The 24,921-nt window shown below is 56.1% G+C and carries 13 protein-coding genes and 1 pseudogene; 12 read left to right on the top strand and 2 right to left on the bottom strand.

Features of this window, described 5'->3' with window-relative positions:
- The first annotated feature begins 174 nt into the window (after nucleotides 1–174).
- The 11 genes and pseudogenes from ACVHNU_RS12785 to ACVHNU_RS12735 all read left to right on the top strand — a co-directional run bounded on the left by ACVHNU_RS12785 (nucleotide 175) and on the right by ACVHNU_RS12735 (nucleotide 21,091).
- Nucleotides 175–624: a winged helix-turn-helix transcriptional regulator gene (locus ACVHNU_RS12785; protein ID WP_473019898.1), complete on the top strand. Its 450-nt coding sequence runs from the start codon at nucleotides 175–177 to the stop codon at nucleotides 622–624.
- 154 nt (nucleotides 625–778) lie between these two features.
- On the top strand, nucleotides 779–2,485 hold the full coding sequence (locus ACVHNU_RS12780; protein ID WP_103522425.1) for a ShlB/FhaC/HecB family hemolysin secretion/activation protein: 1,707 nt from the start codon (nucleotides 779–781) through the stop codon (nucleotides 2,483–2,485).
- A 24-nt stretch (nucleotides 2,486–2,509) separates the two neighbouring features.
- Nucleotides 2,510–14,968: a hemagglutinin repeat-containing protein gene (locus tag ACVHNU_RS12775; RefSeq protein WP_473019897.1), complete on the top strand. Its 12,459-nt coding sequence runs from the start codon at nucleotides 2,510–2,512 to the stop codon at nucleotides 14,966–14,968.
- Nucleotides 14,965–15,225 carry a hypothetical protein gene (locus ACVHNU_RS12770; RefSeq protein ID WP_473019896.1) on the top strand — a complete coding sequence of 87 codons (261 nt, stop codon included), beginning with the start codon at nucleotides 14,965–14,967 and terminating at the stop codon, nucleotides 15,223–15,225. The genes ACVHNU_RS12775 and ACVHNU_RS12770 overlap by 4 nt, the downstream gene beginning before the upstream one ends.
- 1,140 nt (nucleotides 15,226–16,365) lie before the next feature.
- Nucleotides 16,366–16,767, top strand: coding sequence for a hypothetical protein (locus ACVHNU_RS12765; RefSeq protein WP_473019895.1), 402 nt, complete (start codon nucleotides 16,366–16,368; stop codon nucleotides 16,765–16,767).
- 227 nt (nucleotides 16,768–16,994) lie between these two features.
- Nucleotides 16,995–17,312, top strand: a complete 318-nt coding sequence (locus ACVHNU_RS12760) for a hypothetical protein (RefSeq protein ID WP_473019894.1) — start codon at nucleotides 16,995–16,997, stop codon at nucleotides 17,310–17,312.
- Between the two features lie 646 nt (nucleotides 17,313–17,958).
- The gene (locus ACVHNU_RS12755) at nucleotides 17,959–18,258 is read left to right on the top strand and encodes a hypothetical protein (RefSeq protein WP_473020068.1); all 300 of its coding nucleotides are present in this window, start codon (nucleotides 17,959–17,961) and stop codon (nucleotides 18,256–18,258) included.
- Nucleotides 18,259–18,444: 186 nt separating this feature from the next.
- Nucleotides 18,445–18,729: pseudogene (locus ACVHNU_RS12750) on the top strand (deaminase domain-containing protein); the annotation flags it as partial.
- A gap of 25 nt (nucleotides 18,730–18,754) precedes the next feature.
- Entirely contained in the window at nucleotides 18,755–19,120 is a 366-nt protein-coding gene (locus ACVHNU_RS12745) for a hypothetical protein (RefSeq protein WP_473019893.1), read from the top strand.
- Nucleotides 19,121–19,497: 377 nt separating this feature from the next.
- Nucleotides 19,498–20,136: a hypothetical protein gene (locus ACVHNU_RS12740; RefSeq protein WP_473019892.1), complete on the top strand. Its 639-nt coding sequence runs from the start codon at nucleotides 19,498–19,500 to the stop codon at nucleotides 20,134–20,136.
- 463 nt (nucleotides 20,137–20,599) lie between these two features.
- A complete protein-coding gene (locus tag ACVHNU_RS12735; RefSeq protein ID WP_473019891.1) occupies nucleotides 20,600–21,091 on the top strand; it encodes a hypothetical protein in 492 nt (163 codons plus the stop codon).
- A 112-nt stretch (nucleotides 21,092–21,203) separates the two neighbouring features.
- Here the strand turns inward: ACVHNU_RS12735 and ACVHNU_RS12730 are convergent, their stop codons facing one another.
- Both ACVHNU_RS12730 and ACVHNU_RS12725 read right to left on the bottom strand, forming a co-directional pair.
- The gene (locus ACVHNU_RS12730; protein ID WP_027613049.1) at nucleotides 21,204–22,247 is read right to left on the bottom strand and encodes an LLM class flavin-dependent oxidoreductase; all 1,044 of its coding nucleotides are present in this window, start codon (nucleotides 22,245–22,247) and stop codon (nucleotides 21,204–21,206) included.
- Between the two features lie 158 nt (nucleotides 22,248–22,405).
- Complete coding sequence (locus tag ACVHNU_RS12725; RefSeq protein ID WP_003225754.1) at nucleotides 22,406–22,891, bottom strand: flavin reductase family protein; 486 nt, start codon at nucleotides 22,889–22,891, stop codon at nucleotides 22,406–22,408.
- Nucleotides 22,892–23,213: 322 nt separating this feature from the next.
- On the opposite strand from ACVHNU_RS12725, the gene ACVHNU_RS12720 reads away from it, so the two are divergent.
- The gene (locus ACVHNU_RS12720) at nucleotides 23,214–24,620 is read left to right on the top strand and encodes a purine-cytosine permease family protein (RefSeq protein WP_247269026.1); all 1,407 of its coding nucleotides are present in this window, start codon (nucleotides 23,214–23,216) and stop codon (nucleotides 24,618–24,620) included.
- The last annotated feature ends 301 nt before the right edge of the window (nucleotides 24,621–24,921 follow it).

Raw genomic sequence — 24,921 nt, 5'->3', positions numbered from 1 at the left:
TGGGCAATCGTTCAGGAAGGCCGGATGCCGCAATGGCCGCCGATCACTATCGGCGCAAATCGCTGCCGTCACTTGTACGCAAGTGCTGAATTGCCGGGCAGGGCGGTGTGGTTCTTTTCCAGCGTCACAGTTGTAAGATGCAACCACACGCCGGTTTTGATGGAGAAACACCCTGTGAAGCGCAAAAGCCTGCACGGCAACGCCTGCCCGGTCGCCCGTACGCTGGATTTGATCGGCGACTGGTGGTCGCTGCTGATCATCCGCGATGCGCTGGAGGGCATCCGCCGCTTCAGTGATTTTCAGAAGAATCTGGACATCGCCAAGAACATGCTCAGCGCCCGGCTCAAGGCCCTGGTGGAGCAGGGGATTCTACAAACGGTGCCTGCCGCCGATGGCAGTGCTTACAAGGAATACGTGCTGACCGAACGCGGCAAGGCCCTGCAGACGGTGATCGTCGCGCTGTCGCAGTGGGGCGGGGAGCACCTGTATGCGCCGGGTGAGCAGGGTTCGGTGATGGTCGATGCGCAGCAGCGTCAGCCGATCAGGAAGCTGGAATTGCGTTCAGCGGATGGCCGCTTACTGGCACCTCAGGACGTGGCGACGAAGTTGGGCGTTGCGCACTGAGCCAAGGATTACCCCCGGAAAACCGCAGCCGCGTCGATTGTTCAATCCCTGTTACAAACCCGACAAACGGTCGAAATGTTTGTTTGACGTCAAAATGATGGCCATCTAATATCGCGCCACTATTTTGATGTCATTCCGTCTCGAGGGATCGAACATGTACCCACCCGCCCTCGCGGCGAGGTTGTGCGTAGCTTTGCTGTGCCTGTCTCCGCTTCAAATTGCCTTCGCTGCACCCACACCCGGTGAAACCGACCTGATCCGCGATCGCCAGAATCGCTTGCTCGAAGAGCAGCAGCGGCGTCTTGAAGATCTGAAAAATCTGCCTGGCAAAGAGGCAGGTCCGGCGCAACCAGCGGCGCCCACCGACACCCGTTGTTTCCCGATCAAGGACATCGAGCTCAAGGGTGCCGACAGTCTGTCCGACAGCGACAGAACCCGTCTGCTCAAGCCCTACATCGACCAGTGCCTCGGTGTACCGCAACTCAACGAGCTGCTGAAAGTCATCACCGACCATTACATCGAGAAAGGCCTGGTCACCAGCCGCGCCTACCTGCCGCAGCAGGATCTGTCTGGCGGGCATCTGAAAGTGCTGGTGGTCGAAGGCAAGCTTGAAGGCATGAAGGGCGCCGAGAACAGCAAGCTTTCCGAGCGTGAACTGGCGATGGCGTTTCCCGGCAAGTCCGGCGATCTGGTCAACCTGCGCGAGATCGAGCAGATGGTCGATCAGCTCAATCGCCTGCCGTCCAATCAGGCCAAGATGGAACTGGCGCCGGGCAAGAACGTCGGCGGCAGTGAAGTGCTGGTCACCAATACGCCGCAGAAGCCATGGCGTGCCGGACTGTCGCGCAGCAACGACGGCCAGCGCAGCACCGGTGAACAGCAGTGGGGCACCACTTTCGATTGGGACAGCCCGCTGGGCCTGGCCGATCAGTTGAGCCTGCGCGGCGGTCACGATGCTATGACCGACCACCAGCACACCTCCAGCAACGCCATGCTCAATTACAACCTCCCATGGGGCTGGTGGAACTTCAGCTACACCTACAGCCAGAGTGACTACCGCTCGCAGATCGCCGCCAACGGCTACAACTTCAAGCAGACCGGCGACAGCGAAAACCATCAGCTGCGCGCCGAACGGGTGATCCATCGCGACTCGGTGAGCAAGACCTCGCTCAGCGCCGGCCTGTCCTACCTGCGCACCAACAACTACATCGAAGACAGCAAGCTCAAGCTGAGCAGCAACCGCATCAGCGAAGCGCAGTTCGGCTTCAACCACGGTCGCCGCATCGGCAGCGCCTTCGTCAACTTCGACGCCGGCATGCAGGAAGGCATCGGCGCGTTCGACGCGCAGGGCAGCCACGATCCGGGCCCGGGCGAACCGGACGCACGCTACCGCAAATACACCGCGACCCTGAGCTACCTGCAACCGTTCAAAGTGTGGGGCGAATCCTTCACCTTCAGCAGCCTGATGACCGGCCAGCGCAGCGAGGACGTGCTGTTCAGTTCACAACGCACCAGCCTCGGCGGGCTGTCGTCGATCCGTGGCTACAAGGATCAGTCGCTGTCCGGCGACAGCGGCGGCTACTGGCGCAACGATCTGCGCTGGAGCCGTCCGATCAACGTCGAATGGCTGCGCCCGGTGTTCGCTGAATACGGCACCAGCCTCGGTTACGACCAGGGCGTGATTCGTGGCGATCGTTACAACGGCGATCAGCACGGGCGCATGTCGAGCAACTCGCTGGAACTGTTCGCCCGTGGCGAGCATGTGGCCGCGAGCGTGACTTTTGCTCACTCCCTCGAACGCCCGGATGTGCTGACCGAGCGTGAAGCGCCGATCTATTTCCGCCTCGACTTTTTCATCTGATAACCACTTTTCGAGATTTTCGACATGGACGCTCGCCAGTTCGCCTTCCTTGCTCGTCAGCCCTATGCTGCCGTTAAAACCCGAGAGCATTTCTGGGGCATGCCCAAGCGCGGGCTGGCGTTTCTATTGGCGAACTTCATGTTCTGGCAACCGATGTGGGCGCAGGCCGACGGCATTGTCGTGGCCAACCCGAACACCTCGCTGGATCGTGCCGGTAACGGTGTGCCGATCATCAACATCGCCACGCCCAACGGCGCGGGCCTGTCGCACAACCAGTTTCATGATTACAACGTCGGCGCGCAGGGTGTCATCCTCAACAACGGCTCGAGCCAGACGTCGAACACACAATTGGGCGGCCACATCATCGGCAACCCGAACCTGAAAAACAGCGGCTCGGCGCAGGCAATTCTCAACGAAGTCATTAGCGGCAACCCGAGCCAGTTGCGCGGTTACACCGAAGTGGCGGGGCAGTCAGCGCGAGTGATCGTCGCCAACCCGTATGGCATCACCTGTAATGGCTGCGGCTTCATCAACGCACCGCGCGTGACGCTGACCACCGGCAAACCGGTGCTCGAGAACGGGCGACTGGATCGCTTTCAGGTTGATCAGGGCTCTGTGGCCATCGAAGGCGCAGGGCTCAACGCTACCAACGTCGATCGCTTCGAAATCATCACCCGCAGCGCCAAGATCAATGCCGAGATTCAGGCGCAGAACCTGACGATTGTGGCCGGGCGTAACGACGTCAATGCACAGACGCTGAATGCCACGACCCGTGCCGATGATGGCAGCGCCAAGCCGCAGTTGGCGATCGACTCTTCGGCGCTGGGCGGCATGTACGCCGGGGCGATCAAACTGGTCGGCACCGAGACCGGGGTCGGGGTGAAACTGGCGGGCAACCTGGCTGCCAGTGGTGGCGATATCCAGATCGATGCCAACGGCCAGTTGACCCTGGCGCAGACCTCGGCAGCCACTGCTGTGAACATCAAAGCCAACAGCCTTAGTGCCCAAGGTCCGGTCTACGCTGGCACCGCTCTGAACGTGCAAACCCAAGGCGATCTGAGCAACCAGCTAAACCTCGCTGCACGCGACAGCATCAGCCTCAGCGCCGGTGGAACCCTGAGCAACAACGGCATCATTGAAGCCGGGGTCAACGCCGACAACAGCCGTAACAGCGCTGGCGACGTGAACCTGAGTGCGCAGAACCTCAACAACAGCGGCAAAAGCGTGATCGCCAGTCGCAACCTGACGGCGACCGTCGCGCAAACCCTGAGCAACCAGGGCGGTACGTTGAGCGCCCAGCAGGACACGCGCCTCACGGCCACCACCCTGGACAATCAGAACAAGGGCAGCGTCCTCGGCAACTCGACGGTGCAGTTGAACGCCAGCAAGGTCATCAACACCCAGGGCGTGATCAGCAGCAACGGCAGCCTCGGCGCCGATCTCGGCGATCTGAATAACCACGATGGCGAGATATCCAGCGCCGGCACCACCCGTATCAACGCCATCACGCTGGACAACAGCGCCGGCCAGGTGACGGGCGACGTAGCGCTGAACATCGGTTTGATCGGTGCGCTGAACAACCGCAACGGTGTGTTGGGTTCGGGGGTGAATGTCAGCATCACCGCCGCCAGCCTCGACAACAGCCAGCAAGGCAGCCTCGTCAGCGACGGCAGTCTGACCGCGCGCATCACTGGCTTGTTCGATAACCAGAACGGTGAGCTGAGCGCCAAAGGTGCGGTCGATGTCCAGAGTGGCAGCCTCGACAACCGTGGCGGCAGCGTGGTTGGCAAGGATCGCCTGACCTTGCGCAGCGATTCCGTGGACAACCGTGGCGGTAAAGTTCGCGCGACCAAAGACCTGCAACTCAGCGTTGGCGCACTCGACAACCGCGACAAAGGTCTGCTCGATGGTCAGGCCGCCGTCAACTACAGCGGCACGCAACTGGATAACCGTGGCGGTTTGCTCAGTGCGGCAGGGCCGATGATTCTCGGTGTGACGCGCATCGATAACAGCGCCGGGCGCATCTCAAGCAAAGCCGATCTGAACGCCAACGTGACGCAATTGGTTAACCAGGGTGGTGAATTGGTCGCCCAAGGTTCGTTGTTGCTCAGTGGCCAGTCGCTCGACAACCGTAAGGCCGGTCTGGTCGGTACCACAAAAGCGCTGAAACTCACGGTCGGCGAGATCGACAACCGCGGCGGTGAAATCTCCAGCACCGTCGATGTGAACGTCATCGGTCAAAGCCTGAACAACAGTGACAGCGGCAAAATCCTCGCCGGAACCACCCTTGGCCTGACTGTGGCCCGGGTCATCAATCAGGCCCTCGGACAACTGTTCAGTGTGGGTACCTCGACGCTGATCGGGCAGAGTCTGGACAACAGCGGCGGTAATTTCGTTACCCGACAGGGCAATCTGGACATTCGTCTCGACAACGCCTTGAGCAATATCGAGGGTCTGATCAGCAGCGAAGGGACGCTGACTGTAAACGCGGGCAGTCTCGATAACACACGCGGTCACTTGTCGAGCGCCGGCGCGCTGGCGCTGACCACCACGGGTAGCCTGAACAATCAGGCGGGCTCAATTGCCACTGACAGCGGGCTGATCCTGACTTCGCAGAGTCTGGACAACAGTCAGGGCGGCTTGATCAGCGCCAAGAAAGCCACCGCGCTGACCACCGGTGCCTTCAACAACGCCTCCGGCGGCAGCCTGGTCAGCGGTGACACCCTCACGCTCAACGCCGGCGCAGTGAGCAACGGCATCGGCAGTCGCATCGCCAGCGAAAAAGCCCTGACCGCAACGGTCACCGGCTTCGATCAGCAGGGCGGTCAACTGTTCAGCAAAACCTTCCTGAGCCTTGACCTCAACCACGGCCAATTGAACAACCGCAACGGCCTGATCAATGCGCCGCTGCTGGTGCTGAAAAACCTCAAGGATGTCGACAACCAGGGCGGTGAAATCTCCAGCGCCCAAGCCTTCACCCTGACCGCGCAAAACCTCGATAACAGCAACAACGGCAAGTTGATCAGCAATCAGGACCTGACCCTGCGCATCGAGCAACTGCTGGCCAGCGTCAAGGGCCTGATTTCCGCGCAGAGCGTGGATGCCAAAAGCGCTCGCCTGGACAACAGCGGCGGCCTGATCACCAGCCGTGGCACCCTCGGCGTGACGGTGGACGGCCAACTGGTCAACCAGGGCGGTACGCTGATCGCTGATGATGAACTGAATCTGAAAGCCGACAGCGTCGACAACAGCGAAGGGCACATTGCCGGTAAAGCCGACGTTATCGCTAACGTCGCGACCCTCGATAACCGGCGCGGTGAACTGGTGGCAACCGCCGGGCTGAAGCTCACCGGCAACAGCCTCGACAACCGTAACGGCGGTCTCGTCGGGGCGAATCAGGCGCTGCAACTGACGGTCGATGCCGTCGACAACCGTGGCGGCGAGCTGTCCAGCCAGGCTGACGTAACGCTGGTCGGCAGTCGTCTGGACAACAGCGACGGCGGCAAGCTGATTGCACAAGGTGCGTTGAGCCTGACCGTTGATGAAGTGCTCAACCGTGCCAAGGGGCTGATTTCGGGTAAAACCGACCTGACCCTGACCGGCCGCAGCCTCGACAGCACTGCGGGTGCGCTCCTGAGCCAGAGCAACCTGAAGCTCGACCTGAGCGGTGACCTGAATAACAGTCAGGGCCTGATCAGCGCCGAGGGCAGCCTTGGCGTGACAGCGGCGAGTCTGACCAACAATCTCGGCAGCCTGTCGGTTGCCGGGCCGTTGACATTGAACACAACCGGCGTGGTGCTCAACCGCGGTGGTCAGATCGTCACCGACGCCAGCCTCAATCTCAGCAGTGCCAGCCTCGACAACAGCAACGGCGGCAGCCTCAGCGCCAAAGGCGCGGTAGTGGTGCACACCGGTACGCTGGATAACAGCCACAACGGCAAGTTGAACAGTGGCGATACGCTGGACCTGAAGGCGACCCAACTGACCAACCAGGATGGCGGTCGTATTGCCAGCGTTGCTGCGCTGACCGCGAACGTCACCGGTCTCGATCAGCAGGGCGGCCAGTTGTTCAGCAACACGTCGCTGGATCTGGACCTCAATCACGGTCAACTGAACAACCAGAACGGCCTGATCGGCGCGCCGTTGCTGATGCTCAAGAACCTTGAGGACGTCAACAACGACGGCGGTGAGATCTCCAGCACCCAGGCGTTCACAGTGACGGCGCGCAGCCTCGACAACAGCAACGGCAAATTGCTCAGCAACCAGGCCGTGACGCTGCGCATCGACCAGGCGCTGACCAACATCAAAGGCCTGATTGCCGCTGCTGCGCTGGACATCAAAGCGGCCAGCCTCGACAACAGCGGCGGCACACTGACCAGCCGTTCGAATCTGGACCTTGACCTCGACGGCCTGCTCACCAACCAGAACCTGGGGCTGATCAATGCCACCACCGGCCTGACCGTCAACAGCAACGGCTTGAACAACCAGAACGGCTCGCTGCTGGGCAGTGCCATCGCCATTGATTTCGGCGCGGCCACTGCTGATCTTAACAACGACGGCGGCCTGATCACCACCGAAGGCCAGTTGAGCATTCAGCACCTGCGTGACCTCACCAACCGCAGCGGCAAGATCGCCAGCAGCCAAAGTATCGACCTTGTCGCCCGCAGCCTCGATAGCAGCAACGGCAAGCTGGTCAGCAACAACCTGCTGAATCTCAACACCGGTGCACTGGTCAACCAGAACGGGGTGATCTCCGGGGTGCAAGGCCTGACGGTCAACGCCGCGAGCCTCGATAACCGCAACAAGGGCACGCTCTCTGCCAGTGATGGCAACCTCAGCGTGACGTTGAGCGGGGATTTGCTCAACAGCGGCGCGGGGGCACTGGTCACCCAGAAAAATCTCAGCGTCACCGCAGCGAATCTGGATAACAGCAACAACGGTGTGGTCTCCAGTACGGGTGCGCAAACCCTGACCATCAACGGTCTGCTGAACAATGCGACGGGTGGCCTGATCTCTACCGATGCGAGCCTGGCGATGCAAGCCATGACGCTGGGTAACGCCGGCGGCACCGTCAATGCCACGCAGGATCTGCGCTTCACCGGCACCGCTCTGGACAACACCGGTGGCAGTCTGGCTGGTAACGCCGCCGTGACCCTCGACCTGCTCGGTGCCCTGACCAACACCAACGGCAAGCTCGCCAGTGGTGGCTCGCTGTTGCTGCAACGCGCCACGCAGATCAACAACCAGGGCGGCCAATTGGCGAGCCAGAGCCTGATGACCCTGTTGAGCGGTGGTCTGGACAACCGCAACCGTGGCACCGTCGCCGCCAGCGGCCTGTTGACCATCACCACACCGGGCGCCATCCAGAACAGCGCCGATGGCTTGATCTACAGCCAGAACAGCGACCTGCGAATCCAGGCCGCCAGCCTCGCCAACGCGAAGGGCACCTTACAGGCGAAAGGTGCAGTCACCGTTGTCAGCAACGGCGATATCGACAACCAGAGCGGTCGAATCCTCGCCACCAACGGTGATCTTTCCATCGATGCCGGCAATCTGGACAGCCGTGGCGGTGTTCTCGCCAGCCTGCAAGCGGCGTTCACCGCACGCCTGACCGGAGTGCTGAAAAACGGCTATGACCTGAACAACAATCGTCAGGGCGGAGTGATCCAGGGCCAGCGCTTGAACCTCAATGCGGCGATGGGCCTCGACAACTATGGCGGCCGTATTTCCGCACAAAGCGGCGACGCCATCGTTGTGACCGGCAATTTCGACAACCGCAATGGCGGGCTTTACGCCAAAGGCAAAATCAACGTCACCGGCAACAATTTCGACAACAGCGGCGACAACGACGGCCAGATCGCCGGCCAGCAGATCGATCTCAATCTGACCGGCGCATTGAACAACCGCCTGGGCATTATCGAAAGCGACAGCACCCTTGCCATTAAAGCTGCCAGCCTCGATAACCAGACCGGCCAGCTACGCGCCCTCGGTACCGGCGGCAAAACCAGCTTCCAGATTGGCGGCTTGTTCGACAACCGTAACGGCACGCTGGAAACCGCCAACACCGACCTGACGCTCGACGCCGGCAGCTTCCTCAATACCGGTGGCAGCCTGTTGCACGTCGGTACCGGCACGTTCGACATCTCCACCAACAACGTCATCAACGCCGGCGGCACCCTCGTGACCCGCGGCGGCCTGACCATCAGCACCGATACCTGGACCAACAGCAGTTCGATTCAGGCCGGGCGCTTGACCGTCAACGTCAACCACCTGACCCAGACGGCCAGCGGCCAATTGCTCGCCTCCGACAGCTTCACCGGCACCGGCATCAACTGGTTCAACGAAGGCCTGCTGGCCAGTGACGGCAGCATGAATGTCGGCCTGGGTGCCGCTTATTGGGGGGCAGGGCGCCTCACCAGTCAGGGCGATCTGACCCTGAACGCTGCACAAGTGAGCCTCAACAGCGTCAATTCCAGCATCGCCGGGGGTGGCCAGACCACGCTCAATGTCAGTGGCCAACTGGACAATGCCGGTCGCCTGACCTCCGGTGCGGGCATGACCATCAATGCCGGCGGCGTGCGCAACTATGGCACCACGGCCGCCGGCACTGACCTGACACTGACCACTGGTAATCTGGTCAACGCCAGCGGTCTGTTCTTCAGTGGCAAGGACATGTCGTTGCGTGTCGCCGATCTGAATAACAGCTACGGCAACATTTACAGCCTCGGCAATCTGACGATTGACCGCGATGGCCGTGGCGGGTTGGCCAACTCCATCGTCAACCGTTCGGCGTCGCTGCAAAGCGATGGCAGCATGACGCTGGCAGCGAGCTCGATCCAGAATATCCGCGACGTGCTCACGGTCAACAACGCCGGCATTTACACCGCGCGGATCGGTGAAGTCACCTGTATCGAAGGGGTGAACGCCGGTGACTGCAGCGGCAAGCAGAACCACGCGTGGGAAATCGTACAGCGTGAAAAACTCGAGGTTACCTCGGCCAGCGCCGCGTCCAGCATTACCTCTGGTGGCAACCTGACCCTCAATGGCGGTGACCTGCTCAACCAGAGCAGCACCATTGCTACCGCGGGCAATTTAATTGCCAACGTGGCGAACCTGACCAACAGCGGCGTGGAAACCGGTGAAACCGAAACCACCCGGATCTACATGTCCGAGCGCACCAGCAATGCGGGTGGCTGGTACAGCGCCGCCAGCGCCTTCACCAATCAGTACTGGTATGAAAGCAGCGGCTACAACGTCAATAACCTGGGTGGTCTGCAGGGCGGTATCGCCAACTTCATCGGCATGACCGAACGGGAACTGCCGGAACTGGGCAGCTCCCGCAAAATTGCCTCCAGCGACCAGAGCTACGCCGCCGTGATCCAGGCCGCAGGCGCGGTCAATATCACTGCCCAGAACAACATCGATAACAGTGTCGTACGTCCGGGCTACACCTATATCGGCAGCGGTCCGCGCACCGGCACCGGGGCGGGTGGCAGTCAGTTCTCCACACGGGTTACCGTCAATCAGCAACTGCCTCCGAACCTTGCCCAGCAGCAAGTCAACCCGGTGGTGTTGCCTGGCTTTGCCCTGCCGACCGGGCAAAACGGTCTGTTCCGCCTGAGCGGCCAGGAAAGTACCGCGCCGGTCGCGACCGGCCCGCAGAGCTGGACCATGGGCGGCGCCAGCGTCAACCCGAGCCAGCGCGATCAAACATTGCCAGGCGTGCAGACGCGCAACATTCTCCTGACCAACAATGCGTCGGCTTCGGCCAGCAACGTCAACCTGAGCACCGCCGATCACCAGGCCCAGCAACCGGGCGTTGGTGCCAGTGCAATCGACGTCAGCACGCCAGCAACTGACGTCAGCGGCGCGACCCTGCCGGGGCGCTCCACTGCGTTCACCATCAACCGGGTGCAGGGTGTTCCGACCAGTGCGGGCACATCCAATCCGCAGAAATACCTGGTCGAAACCAACCCGGTACTGACTGACCTCAAACAGTTCATGAGTTCGGACTACCTGCTGTCCAACCTCGGTTACGACCCTGACCAAAGCGCCAAGCGCCTGGGTGACGGCTTCTACGAGCAGACCCTGGTCCAGCAAGCCGTGGTCGCCCGTACCGGTCAACGCTTCATCGATGGGCAGACGTCCAACGCCGGCTTGTTCAAGTACCTGATGGACAACGCGCTCACCAGCAAAAACGAGCTCAATCTGGCGGTGGGCGTCAGCCTGACCTCCGAACAAGTCGCGGCGCTGACCCACGACATCGTCTGGATGGAAACCGCCGAAGTGAACGGCGAGCAAGTACTGGTGCCGGTGCTGTACCTGGCCAACGCCAACAATCGCCTGGCCCCGAACGGTGCCTTGATCCAGGGCAGTGACGTGACCCTGATCGCCGGCAAGGACCTGAACAACGTCGGTACCTTGAAGGCCAACAATAACCTGTCGGCCACCGCCGCCAACGATCTGGTCAACAGCGGCTTGATCGACGCGGGCAATCGCCTCGACCTGCTGGCCGGCAACAACCTGATCAACAAATCCGGCGGCGTTATCGCGGGTAAAGAAGTCTCGTTGACCACCACCCGTGGCGACATCATCAACGAACGCACCGTCACCACCCACGAAAGCGACAGCGGCTACCGCAGTGAGCGCAGCGATTTTGTGGACAGTGCAGCGCGTATCGAGGCAGCCAACAACCTGACCATCAAGGCGGGGCAGGACTTCAACAACACCGGTGGCGTGCTGAAAAGCGGACTGGATACCACGATCAATGCCGGGCGCGACGTCAACCTTGTTTCGGCTGAGCAGGTCTCAGGCGGACAGCGTGGTTTGCACACGGATCAGACGATTACTCAGTATGGTTCGGCCATCAGTTCCGGTCAGGATCTGAAGGTGAACGCTGGCCGGGATATCTCCGCGGTTGCCAGTCAGATTGATGCCAAACGCGATGTGAGTATGAGTGCCGTGGGTGATTTGACCCTGGCCTCGGCGGCTGATGAAGAGCACTCGTACAGCAAAACGAAGAAGGTGACGAGTCAGGAGGATCATGTCAGCCAGGTTTCTACCAGCGTGACGGCGGGTGGAAATGTGACGCTGAGTGCGGGCAAGGATCTGGATTTGATTGCCAGCCGGGTGAGTGCGGGGAATGAGGCCTTTGTCTATGCCGGCAATGACTTGAATCTGGAAGCCGCTGCCGATACCGATTACTCCTATTACACAAAAACCAAAAAAGGCTCGATGGGCAAAAAGAGCTCGACAATGACCGAAAGCGGTGGCGAGGAAGCCGTTTCGTCAGTCATTCAGTCCACCGGAAAGTCCACTTTAGTCGCGGCGAATGACATTAATATCGAGGGTTCGAGAGTCAACAGTGACGAGGGTGCCTTGAGGCTCATGGCAGGGAACGATGTCAACCTCACTGCTGCACAGAACACCGCATTCACTGCGTCATCGAGATCGAAGTCGGGAGGTCTGGGTCTATCCAGTACCAGTAAGGCTAGCAGCGATTCTTCCAGTAACACTTGGCTGACGGCTTCTAGCGTTGGCGGTTTGACCACGACGATTCAGGCGGGGCATGACCTGCTTGTGTCCGCGAGTAACGTGGTGTCCACCAACCAGACCACTTTGCAGGCCCGTAATGACATTCGCATTGAGAGTGATGTGGAGACATTCAGCAGCGGGCACAGTCAATCGACCAAGAAAAGCGGGTTGATGAGCTCTGGCGGTATCGGTGTGACACTCGGTTCATCCACGAACACCGTGACCCAGTCCAGCCACAGTGAGACCCAAAAAGGCAGTACGGTGGGAAGTGTGCTGGGTGATGTGAGTATCACTGCAGGTAAAAATCTGACGATCCAGGCCTCGGACGTCATCGCTGGCAGTGATATCAATCTGGCTGCGCAGAACGTCAGCATTCTTGCCGCACAGAACGAAAGCACATCGAAACAAACTCAGGAAAGCAAAAAAAGCGGTTTGACGCTGGCGTTGTCCGGGGTCGTTGGCGAGGCAGTCAATACCGCTTACCAAACGGCTCAAGCGGCCAGAACTGAACAGGACACTCGGTTGGCTGCATTACAGGGTGTGAAGGCAGGTCTTTCCGGATATCAGGCGTATCAGGCCGCGCAGGCCCTGAGTTCTGGTGCAGAGACGGGCAGTTTTGCAGGGATCAGTTTGTCGCTGGGTACTCAGAAATCAAGGTCGACTCAGGTTCAGGAGCAAAGCATCAGCCAGGGCAGTAGCCTTACTGCCGGCAACAACCTGAGTATTATTGCGACAGGCAGTGGCGCCGCTGGATTCTCGGATGGCGATATCACCATTCAGGGAAGCAAGCTGCAGGCCAGTAACAACATGGCCGTAATTGCCAACCGGGACGTTAACCTGATTGCAGCTGCCAACACTCAAAAAGTCGAGGGCTCCAACTCAAGCGGCGGTGGTGCTGTCGGTATCAGTCTGGGCGTTGGCTCAAGTGGCGCAGGCCTGAGTATTTTTGCCAACGGCAACAAGGGTGTAGGCAATGAGACCGGCAACGGTACAACCTGGACGGAAACCACTCTGGATGCCGGCAACAAACTGAAAATTGGCAGCGGCCGCGACACGAACCTGATCGGGGCGCAAGCCAACGCTCAGCAAGTGGTTGCCGATGTCGGACGCAACTTGACGTTGACCAGTTTGCAAGACACCGACCGTTACGACTCCAAGCAAACCAATGTCAGCGGTGGCGCCAGCTTCACGTTTGGCTCCATGACTGGAGGCGGATCACTGAGCGTGAGTCAAGACAAGATAAAATCGAACTTTGACAGCGTGCAGGAGCAGACTGGACTATATGCCGGCAAAGGAGGTTTTCAGGTCAATGTGGGTGGGCATACCCAGTTGAATGGCGGCGTCATCGCAAGCACCGCTGATGCCTCCAAAAATTCCCTGAGCACTGGCACGCTGGGCTGGACGGATATCGACAATAAGGCTGATTTCACCAGTCAGCATCAAGGAGTGAGTGCCACTACTAGTGGTGCGATGGAATCACTACTGGGCACCGTTGGCAGCTTGATAGGTGCCAATAACAGTGGGCATGCCAGCAGTACGACGCACTCGGCCATTTCGGGAGCAACGCTGCTGATTCGTGATCAGGGCAGTCAACAACAAGACGTCTCGACGCTCAGCCGCGATGTCGATAATGCCAACAATGCTCTGAGCCCGATTTTCAATAAAGAGAAGGAGCAACGTCGGTTGCGCCAGGCGCAGCTTATCGGTGAAATCGGCAGTCAGACGATGGATATCGTGCGTACTCAGGGAATGATTGAGGCGAGCAGAGCTGCCGTCGCAGAACTGACACCTGAACAACGGGCCATGCCAGGCGCCGACCCAAAGGCTTCTTATGCTGACCGTCAGGCCTACATAGCCGTGTTGCAGTCGACCAATGCCTATAAAAACACTATGAGTGCCTACGGTACCGGTGGCAGCTTCCAACAGGCCGCACAAGCAGTAACTGCTGCCATTCAAGGGCTTGCGGGAGGAAATGTCGGTCAGGCGCTGGTTGGGGCTTCTGCACCTTATCTCGCTGAAACGATCAAGAAGATGACTGTAGGGAATGAAGAGGCCAGGATCATGGCTCACGCCGTGCTGGGAGCACTGACTGCTTCGGTGCAAGGTGGTAGTGCGGCAGGCGGGGCGGCGGGAGCGGCAGTTTCTGCAGTGAGCACCGATTTGATCATGAAAGCATTGTACGGTACGACTGATGTGACGAAGCTGTCGGACGACCAGAAGCAGACCATTTCGGCACTGGTCACGCTAACTAGTGGTATCTCCGGTGGCATCATCGGTGGCGATGTTGCTTCTGCGGTCACTGCTGCTCAAGCAGGGAAGAATACGGCAGAGAACAATGATATGTTTGCTTTGTCGCCGGGGGCAGTGGCCTATGGGCAGGCAGCAACTTCCATGATCCAGTTCGGTATAGATAACGGTTATTCTGAGCAAGCGATTGCAGATGCGCTGAAGGCGCAAAGGGAAGGCGTGGGCTTTGACGGGCCCAATCCTGGCAAGGCGCTAATTCAGGCTTGGACAGTCATGATCACGGGCCCAATGGTTGCGTCGGAGCTTACGGCCGGATTTGCAGCAATGGCCTTGGGTGGTGCCATTTCCGGGGGCGCCAATACGGCTTACCAAATTCAAAAAGGCGAATCGTTTAGCTACTCCGATGCTTTCATTGCGACGGTCGTGGGTGCAGCGACGCAGGGCAAAGGGTTTGGCGTGACCCTGACGGGTGGATTAGGCGGTGCCTATGTTGGAAGTGTAATCAAGGGAGAAGACCCAACCACTTCGTTGGTGGGTACAGCGGTGGGTACAACTATTGGATTCAAGGGCGGGCCTATCATCTCAAACGGGTTGAAACCTTTGGTAGGTGAAACATCAGCGACCGTGATAGGCAATACTACAGGGGCAGGCGTCTCGGAGGTTATTACCGACAAGGTCAACACTTTCTGGAATAAGAAATGACTCCAATAAAGGTCACGTTTCGTTTATACCCATTGCTGGTTCTGAAGGCGGTGGTGTTTTTTTACCTCGTCGGATTGCTTGGAAGTTTGATAGGCGGGGTTATTATCTATTGTAAACATGGAGTTTGGGATTTTAGTGGTGAGGACCTTTTGGTTTCTTTGAGATTTTCGCTGGTCTACGGCTTTTTTGGTGGAAGCGGTATCTGGATCCTCGCAAAAATTGAAGAAATCAAAAGGCGAAAGAAGGAGAAGGTTTAAGCCTTACCTGATCCGTGAGCACCGATCCAAGGCTTTGCGCATGATGATGAGCCCCGTCAAGCAGGGCTTTTTGCAAAGTGGTTCCGCGCTTCGTTCATGGGGGCGCAACTTCGTTTCCATCTGAAGCAGTCGCGCCGGAGTCTAAAAGCCGCCGCTCAGGGGGACCGGTTGCTCGCCGACAAGCGCAAAAAAGGAGGCGAATTCATATGGTCGGTAAAGGTGGCAGATTTGTTTTTTTGCGCAAGACTTCGTCAGGTCCTAATTCGCCACTTTTTTAATCGAAAATAAATCTGTCCCTATTTCCCCAGCAATGGCCTTGGGTGGTGCCATTTCTGGGGGGGCGCCAATACGGCTTACCAATTTAAAAAGGCGAATCGTTTAGCTACTCCGATGCTTTCATTGCGACGGTCGCGGGTGCAGCGACGCAGGGGAAAGGATTTTGGGTGACACAGACTGTAGGGGCGGGGCTCTCTGACCGGTAGCGTGACAAAGGGGGAGGATCCGATCCCTCCAGTAGTAGGATCAGTTGCGGGCACTACACTTGGCTTCTATGGGGGGACCCTTGATCTCAAATACGTTGAAACCCATTGTGGGGGAGTCCACATCATCGGTTTGGGGCAACATGGGCGGTTCTTATGGATCTGAAGACTTTCAGACAGGATTCAAACTGTGTTGGGTAATAAGTGAAGCCTAAAAAAATGGGAGTGGGAACCTTCATTCGGGTTTCCATCCTCTGTTATCTGCTGTTTGTTGCAGTGGGTTTACTCTCCGTGTTGTGCGGAGCCATTTTCTTTTACCTGAAAGACGGAGTCTGGTTGTACAGTTATGCGAGCGTATGGCGTGTACTGAAAGGGGCTGGAGTCTACACGATGGCGGCAGTCCTTTACCTGTTGATAAAAACGATCCACGGGATATGGAAAGCCGAGCAACAGAACAAGCCTGGTGGTTAGCCGCGATCCTCTCCGTGTTGATCGGGTTGGAGTAAGGTAAAGGTGACAGATTTATTTTTGGCGGTAAAAGATCAAAAATCTAACCGAAAATAATCTGTCAATTTTTTAGTCCCCTTTGTTGCATTGTTGTGTGGTCCGTCTCACATTATGTGCGGCTCATTTTTATGGAGCTAACAGAAGGGCTTTAATTATGTCATTGTCGGCAGCGATCATATCATCAGAAAAGTTGAGTACGGTCGATTTTAAAAACGTGCTCCTAGAGCACGGTGGGTTCGTGAGTGCCGGGATACCTTCTCGCGGTGGCGTTGGTGAGGGTGATTCAGATATTTGGTTGGTCTTGCATTCAAAAGTTATTATTGATGAGTTTTATGATGCCGAAGACCAGCAAGAATGGCAGGATGCCCTCGGGGCTACTCCGCAGACAATCATTGAGATTAACCTGGATCATACTGAACACGCGAAATTAATGTATTTGAAGGTTTTTTTGAGTTTTGCGAAAGCTTGTTCCCGTATCTTGTATGACGTGGATGATGATGTACTTTTCTGTGACTCGGTGTATGTAAAATACAAGAGCCTTCTGGGTGGGGTGTAAGAATAATAACGATAGAAATCGCGCGTCGCCGTAAATCTGTCCGCATTTTACGGGGCTGGTGGCACGCGTAATGGATCATTGCAGGATAATGACCTAGAGAGACGGGGTTTGACTGGTTTGGCGAATCGGTTAACTAGCCAAACGGGCCGGGAAGTGAATTTCATTATTTTGGTTCGACGACTTCTGCTATTAGTCGTGTTTCAAGTATTTTGTTGCCGAGGGAGTACATGGCTGCTTACGATCTGTACGGTGTCAAAGGGTTGAGTGTTTCGGACGCAAGATCAAACGTCGAAGTAGCCTTGAAGATCTGCTTTGAAGAGAGAGAAAGTCTGTACCAAGGCGGGGTATATTTTCTTTACGGTAATAAAACATCTGAGAATTACATGTTGAAGAGCAATATTGATCTTCTCGATGAAGAGGCGGCGGAACCAGTATTTTCTGATTATCCGATTTTGTTATACGTGAATATGACCGTGCGCTCTGAACAAGTCGAGATGCTTCTGGGGGCGAGATTCCATTTGCTCAAACACGAATATCTTGATTAGTACAGTATTTGGATTTTTGAATCATTACGTCTCTATGGAGAAATGGGGTAATCACATTTGAAGCGTAGAAGTTTTCCGAAATGTAGTCTGTTCCGTTTGAACTAGCGTCATCGAGAAGTCAAAATCTGCTTGGGCCTCCGTGAATAATGGAGCTAGGATGTAGTTTTATGAATAGAATTTCTGAGTCGAGCAATCAGTCCAAACTTTTTTTGTTCTTCAATGACTTCGAGAAGATGATTTTGATGCGTTTGTCGAACGCGTATTATACGTGTTAGGCGCCGAAGAATATGAGCGAGAGGCCGGCCCTTATTCGATACTCGTTAGAATTGAATATGAAGGGCACGAGCTGACTCTGACCAGTGGCTCTTTTGAAGGATGTTTTATTGTCATGGATAAGGTTGGCAGTCCTTTGGCGGAACGCATAGTCAGAATCTTCAATAATGCAGGCTGATGTGTCTGAGTTAATGGACGGTTGAGTAATTTAAAATTCGACCGTTCTGATTTCGAATGACGCGCAAAGATTTTTGAGGGGGCTTATGTCTATTCTTTGCGATAAAGTTCACATATTTATTTTTTTGCGGTAAAGCTCACAGATCTAATCGAAAATAAATCCGTCCCCATTTCCCCGGAAGGACTATTGAGTGATGTGGATATGATTGTTCGAGAAATTGGGCGAGAAGAGCCTGTGCAGGTGTTTGGTATTTACTGGATAGAAAGCGAGCGCTTTTACTGGGTCATTCCTTATGATGGTTATGGTGGCCTGATGGCGCTCAGTGATAGAGAGGTCAATGTAGTTGACTCTTCTTTGTCAAGTGATCTCATCCTCTGCAAGAATGGGGAGGGAGGGGACATGATTCTGCATTGGGCAGCGGAAGATTTGATTGAAGAGCTTGTGGAGCGTGATCCACAGGCAATGGCCGAGTTCTTGGAGCGCATGAAAGGCTGATGGAAGGTAAATGGGGACAGACCACGTTTAGAAGCACTCCGAAAATGTGGTCTGTCCCCGTTAACCCTCAGGCCTTATAAACACCCTTCAAGAAATACGCAGGGAACTTCCGGAGCAAGGGAATGCTGCATTCGCAGAGATAAAGATTGACTCGCTATCTACTGACCCCATGGGTTCAAGGCATACAGTAAATACAATGATCGTGAAGGATCCTATTTGCCGAAACCGCCAAATGATGTGGATACATGGGTCTTGAAGCCACAGGTCGCATCGAGCAAATATGTAAACTCAACTGAAGGATGCATGCGAGATATGGATACGGAATTCAAGATTCTTGAAGCAGTAGTGCAACGGCTCGGTGATAACAAGGGTATAGTTGGGCGGATAGACTTGATCTCCGAGAAGGCTGTCTGCCCTAGCTGTACGGATGTGATCACCCAGTTCCAGATCGCTATCCAAAAATTCAATTGAATGTATTTACAATGGAAAATTGAATATGCGAGTCGATAGTATGTTTAACCAGGCTGGAACTATGGTTGCAGGGAACTATAGCTACGCGATTGATGAGCTTGGTTTTCGTCCGGAACAAGCGTTTGCGTATACTCAAGATGAATTGGAGCGTCTTATGCGAAAGGATGCTCCTGGCGCTAACGCAGTTCTTCAGACTGCTATTTATATGGAAGGCATTCGTCGTGGGCTAAGGCTGTCAAGGGAAAGTCAATACGCGATTGATATGTTGGAGGTTTTGGCAGATACGTACGAAAAGTGTAGCATTGAGAGTCTTATAGAAATCGGTGTTGATGATAAAGAATTAGAAATCATCCAGTCTGATATGGACACTGTTAGAAAAGTTTTTTTGTGATTGAAATTATCAGGCCGGGTTTCAATTGCTTTTATGAAGGTGGATGTTAAAAATGGGGACAGACCCTGAGGGATCTCCACAAATCTACTCAAGGCCCTGCACCTGATGATGCACCTCATCAGGCAGGGAGTTCTGCCCAACCGCGTGCGAGCAGTGTAAAGGCAAAGTGATTGTGTTCAAGAGGTCAGCACTCAGGGAACACCCTGCGATCAGGGGGTAAATAGGGACAAACCGTGTTTAATATAGCTGGCTGAAACAATAGGGCGCGGGAATGGAGCGGATCTATTTTTTGATCTGTAATGAAGTTGATTCGCAGGATGACGATCCAATCAAGGTTCGCATCTGGAGCGGCCAGATAAGGTCATAAAGGAGCTTTTATGGACTCAAAAACATACAGGCTTTTAAACGATATCCCGGAACATGCTGATTATGCTGTAGAAGCCGGAGACCTGGATCCAGAGGATATTCCTCAGGAGCGAGTTGACGCAGTGGAGGAGTTGCTTTGCCGGACTCAGGACGATAATGAACGGTTTCTTGCTGCGAAGCTTTTGACCAATTGGGGATACCCAAGAGGTTTGATGGCTCTCGAGAAGTGCTTGGAAAAGCCTGAGAGTATTGAGTGGACGTATAGCCATCGATTACACGGTTATGACGATACTTATTGCCATATACTTTTTGCACTGACTCAATATTATGCCAATATGGCCGATCGGGGCCAGGCGGAGCTCGCGAGAGCTGAAGTATTTCCACTTGTTTCGAAAATAATTGTGTTGGCGAGTAGTCAGCCATTTGAAATCACTGGTGCACTTGATTTTGCGAGGAGAACAGGAAATCAAGAATATCTACCTTTCATAAAAGACCATCTTCTCTCGATAATCGATCACTTTGATTTGCACCGATGGAAGATTTACGATGCTATCGTATTTCTTCTAGAGATTGACGCCGATTTTGTAGCCTCTGTATTGAAGCAAAAAAACAAAATAATTGAAGACTTCAAGCCGATGCACGGTGCATAGTTACTGCAGGTCCACACGAAGAAGCAAGTCTGGAGATTGTTGATTGTAGTTGCCGCTAATGAATGAATCCTATGGAGTGAAGTGCGAGCAGTGTGGAGGCAATTTGATTGTCTTCAAAGAAGGTAGCACACAGGGAGCCCGCTGTGATCAGTGTGACTGGTCGGTGGTGACAACGAATATGCGCGGCATCCAGTTGGATAGGTGCAGGTATGAACTTCGCTGTCGCGGCGACTATCGGAATCAGGTCCAGGTGAATGCTGTCTCCGAGGTGACAGGTCAAAATTATTTACTGTCCAGGATTACACTCCAGCAAGGCGATGCTCTGGTATTCAGCGGTCAGGCGCAGGAGGTTTTACAGGCTAGAAATATTCTTGTGTCGGCTGGGGTTGTTTGTGAAATTACGCCTGATTTTCCCTGGATATGAATGAATCTGGCGATGACAGCGGTTTTTCGGAGGCGGGCTATGAATCAACAACAGCAGGACTTGATGATTGATCTGGTGTCGCATCGGATCTCAAAAGACTGTTTTCTTGAGTCTCTATTTAAGGGTGGCGATATTCCCGAAGATTACCTGCGTGCTGAACTGGAAACTGCCCTTGAGATGAAAGACGCTGACAGTGTGGAATGCTTGCTGATATTCGGTGCGGTGTTCGGTTTCACTCAGGATTGTGCGGATGTGTTATGCCGCTTACTCGTTGAAGACTGGCATATCAGTCACGAGAATATTGCAAGGGAATTGAAGGTTTTCAGATACCCTGGGGCGGTCGACTATTTATTCAAGACGGCGCTGACCTGCTATCCGTATATCGCTTCTGAGCATGCTCTAGGTGTGAAATGCATTTATGCTTTACACGAAATTGGTACCGATAAGGCTAGAGAAAAATTGCAATTGCTGGCCAAGGTTGATAGCGCTGAAATGTCCGAGCGTGCACGCCGTTTATTGGCGCGAGTGTGATGTTGCTTTAAAAGTGGTTGAGTTCGCAGGCACGAATATGCATTTTCCCCATTTAAAATAAAAAGCCCCGAACTGCTCGGAGCTTTTATTTGGGCTGGCGATCGGCAGTGACTTAACGAAACGCCGGCACCACATCCCTGATAAACAACTCCAACGACTTCTTCTTCTCCGCATGCGGCAGACTGTTGTCACACCAGAAACTAAACTCATCCACCCCAAGTTCCTGGTAATACTTGATCCGCGGAATAATCTCCTCCGGCGTACCAATCATCGCTGTCTTGTGCAGGCTCTCCAGCTCAAACTCCGGGCGACCAGCAAATTTCTCTTCCGGGCTCGGAGCGAGGAAGCCGTTGACTGGCACCTCCTTGTTGCCAAACCACGCATCGAAGGTGCGATAGAAACGCGAGATCGCCTTGGCGCCAACTTTCCAGCCTTCTGGGTCGTCAGCCGAGTGCACGTGGGTGTGACGCAGCACCATCAGTTGCGGACGCGGCACATCCGGGTTGTTATCCAGTGCGGTCTGGAATTTGTTCTTCAGGTCGACGACTTCTTCGTCGCCTTTCATCAGCGGCGTGACCATCACGTTGCAGCCGTTGGCCACGGCGAAGTTGTGCGAATCCGGGTCGCGGGCGGCGATCCACATGGGCGGATTCGGCTTTTGGATCGGTTTTGGCACGCTGGTGGACGTGGGGAATTTCCAGATGTCGCCGTCGTGGGCGTAGTCGCCTTGCCACAAAGCGCGGACCACCGGGACCATTTCGCGCAATGCCTGACCGCCGCTGGAGGCGGGCATGCCGCCGGCCATGCGATCGAATTCGACCTGATAGGCGCCACGCGCCAGGCCGACTTCCATGCGTCCGTTGCTGATGACGTCGAGCAGCGCGCATTCACCAGCGACCCGCAGTGGGTGCCAGAACGGCGCGATGATGGTGCCGGCGCCGAGGTGGATGGTGGTGGTTTTGGCGGCGAGGTAGGCCAGCAGCGGCATCGGGCTTGGCGAGATGGTGTATTCCATCGCGTGGTGTTCGCCGATCCACACGGTGCTGAAACCGCCGGCCTCGGCCATCAGGGTCAGTTCGGTCAGGTCTTCGAACAGTTGGCGGTGGCTGACGCTTTCGTCCCAGCGTTCCATGTGGATGAACAGGGAAAATTTCATGACGCTTCCTCGGGTCTTTTATTGTTGAGGCTACAAAACTGTGTGGGAGGGGCTTGCTCCCGAAAGCGCTGGATCAATCGACATCTCTGGTGGCTGACACATCGCCTTCGGGAGCAAGCCCCCTCCCACAGTGGATTTGTGTGGGGTTGAAGTTTTGCTCAGGCCAGAACGGGCAGGGCGCCCATCTTGCCGTGGCAGTAAACCAGCGGCCCGGTGTGCTGCTCCGGGACGATCAGGTTCTTCACCGCGCCGACCATGATCGCGTGGTCACCACCTTCGTATTCGCGCCATAACTCACACTCGATGATAGCCGTCGCGTTGGCCAGGATCGGGTTGCCCAGCTCGCTCAACGTCCACTCGATGCCCTGCGCCTTGTCCTTGCCTTTACGGGCGAAGGCATAGGCTTCGCTTTGCTGGCCGCCGGACAGGACGTGGATCGCGAAGCGCTTGTTCTTGATCAGCACAGGGTAGGAGTCGGAGCTGTAGTTGGGGCAGAACAGCACCAGGGCCGGGTCCATCGACAGTGAACTGAAGGCGCTGGCGGTGAGGCCGACGATCTGGCCGTCATCGTCCAGCGTGGTGATGACAGTGACGCCGGACGGAAACGAGCCCATGACTTGTTTGTAGATGGCAGCATCGATCATTGGACGGTCCTCGGGTGTTGTGACGCGATTTTATGTATTTGTTGGTCTGATGGTATACCAGTATTTTTTCTTTGCAAGGGCTTTTAGGCTGAACCGATAAACGTGGTGCTTTCGTCGGAAACTCAGCATTTATTGGGCTTCTGGCTGGCCTGAAGGCCGCAGTATCAGTGAGGATGGCGGATCAGCTAGCGCCGTAAACTACGGATCAGTCTTGTGAAATGTTTGGAATACCATAATATGGTCTGCATCTGAGGGGCGACCCAGAGTCCCCCCGGTTTGGCTTCATACAAAGATAAGAACAGACAAACTCGAGTTCATGCATATGTCCCAGATGTCCCGGCAAGATCCGTTGATCGAGAATCACACGGTCGACTACGTCCCACTCGCGGAACGCCACGGGAAGGCCCGCGACCTTTTCACCTTATGGTTCAGCACCAACATCGCGCCACTGCCCATCGTCACCGGCGCCATGGTGGTTCAGGTGTTCCATCTCGACTTGCTTTGGGGGCTGCTGGCGATTGCGCTGGGGCACCTGATCGGCGGGGTGGTGATCGCTCTGGCGTCGGCGCAAGGCCCGCGCATGGGCATTCCGCAAATGGTCCAGAGTCGTGGCCAGTTCGGGCGTTACGGCGCACTGCTGATCGTGTTTTTTGCGGCGCTGATCTACATCGGTTTCTTCATTTCCAACATCGTGCTTGCCGGGAAATCGATTGTCGGTATCGCACCGTCGGTGCCGGCACCGCTGAGCATTTTGATCGGTGCGCTGGCGGCCACCGCGATTGGTGTGATCGGCTACAACTTCATCCATACACTGAACCGCATCGGCACTTGGGTGATGGGCAGCGCGCTGCTCGCCGGTTTCATTTACATCTTCGCTCACGACTTGCCGGCAGACTTCCTGACGCGCGGCAGTTTCAACCTGTCGGGCTGGCTGGCAACGGTGTCGCTGGGGATCATCTGGCAGATCAGCTTCTCGCCGTACGTGTCCGATTATTCGCGTTATCTGCCGGCGGATATCGGTATCGCCAAACCGTTCTGGGCCACTTATCTGGGGGCGACGCTGGGGACGATTCTGTCGTTCAGCTTTGGCGCGGTGGCGGTTTTGGCAACGCCTGAAGGCACCGAAGCGATGGCTGCGGTCAAGCAATCCACCGGGTGGCTGGGGCCGATTCTGATGGTGTTGTTTCTGCTCAATATCATCAGCCACAACGCGCTGAATCTGTACGGCGCGGTGCTGTCGATCATCACCTCGATCCAGACCTTTGCCAGTCAGTGGACGCCGAGCATCAAGGTGCGTGTGCTGTTGTCGAGCGTGGTGTTGGCAGGTTGCTGCGTGGTGGCGCTGGGTGCCTCGGCGAATTTCATTTCGCAGTTCATCGGGCTGATTCTGGCGTTGCTGCTGGTGTTGGTGCCGTGGGCGTCGATCAACCTGATCGACTTCTACCTGATCAAGCGCGGCAGCTATGACATCACCTCGATTTTCCGCGCGGATGGCGGCATCTACGGGCGCTTCAATCTGCACGCGATCATTGCCTACTTCATCGGGATCATTGTGCAGCTGCCGTTCGCCAATACCTCGTTGTATGTCGGGCCGTACGCCAATCTGGTGGACGGTGCGGATCTGTCGTGGCTGTTCGGTCTGGTGGTGACAGTGCCGTTGTATTACTGCCTCGCCACACGCGGGCAGACCCGGCAGAGCAGGGCGGCGCGGTTGAGTTATACCGACTGACCGATCATCAGTAAAACTGTGGCGAGGGAGCTTGCTCCCGCTGGACTGCGCAGCAGGCCCTGCTTTTCTAAATCGAAGAGCGAGGTCCGCTGCGCGGCCCGGCGGGAGCAAGCTCCCTCGCCACAAATGATGTTTCCTCAGCCCTTGTGCATTCGTGCGGTCATTCAAATTGGCCATTTCGATCCCCTTTTGGCCCATCCCCCACTGTGCCGCGACCCCGCGGTCGGCAAGAATCAAAGCCACAACAAAACGCTGGACCTTCCTTGCCCTTGGCTACCTTTACAGCCGCTGCCGTGTACAG

This window comes from Pseudomonas sp. Ors-4-3C, from assembly GCF_055755035.1.
Note: the sequence above shows the minus strand (reverse complement) of the source record. Positions and strands in the feature narration are given on the sequence as shown.

What these genes read in the sequence shown, in the direction of transcription:
- ACVHNU_RS12780 (WP_103522425.1), top strand. Translation starts at nt 779, where the DNA reads ATGTACCCACCCGCCCTCGCGGCGAGGTTGTGCGTAGCTTTGCTGTGC.
- ACVHNU_RS12775 (WP_473019897.1), top strand. Translation starts at nt 2,510, where the DNA reads ATGGACGCTCGCCAGTTCGCCTTCCTTGCTCGTCAGCCCTATGCTGCC.
- ACVHNU_RS12770 (WP_473019896.1), top strand. Translation starts at nt 14,965, where the DNA reads ATGACTCCAATAAAGGTCACGTTTCGTTTATACCCATTGCTGGTTCTG.
- ACVHNU_RS12765 (WP_473019895.1), top strand. Translation starts at nt 16,366, where the DNA reads ATGTCATTGTCGGCAGCGATCATATCATCAGAAAAGTTGAGTACGGTC.
- ACVHNU_RS12760 (WP_473019894.1), top strand. Translation starts at nt 16,995, where the DNA reads ATGGCTGCTTACGATCTGTACGGTGTCAAAGGGTTGAGTGTTTCGGAC.
- ACVHNU_RS12745 (WP_473019893.1), top strand. Translation starts at nt 18,755, where the DNA reads ATGCGAGTCGATAGTATGTTTAACCAGGCTGGAACTATGGTTGCAGGG.
- ACVHNU_RS12740 (WP_473019892.1), top strand. Translation starts at nt 19,498, where the DNA reads ATGGACTCAAAAACATACAGGCTTTTAAACGATATCCCGGAACATGCT.
- ACVHNU_RS12735 (WP_473019891.1), top strand. Translation starts at nt 20,600, where the DNA reads ATGAATCAACAACAGCAGGACTTGATGATTGATCTGGTGTCGCATCGG.
- ACVHNU_RS12730 (WP_027613049.1), bottom strand. Translation starts at nt 22,247, where the DNA reads ATGAAATTTTCCCTGTTCATCCACATGGAACGCTGGGACGAAAGCGTC.
- ACVHNU_RS12725 (WP_003225754.1), bottom strand. Translation starts at nt 22,891, where the DNA reads ATGATCGATGCTGCCATCTACAAACAAGTCATGGGCTCGTTTCCGTCC.
- ACVHNU_RS12720 (WP_247269026.1), top strand. Translation starts at nt 23,214, where the DNA reads ATGTCCCAGATGTCCCGGCAAGATCCGTTGATCGAGAATCACACGGTC.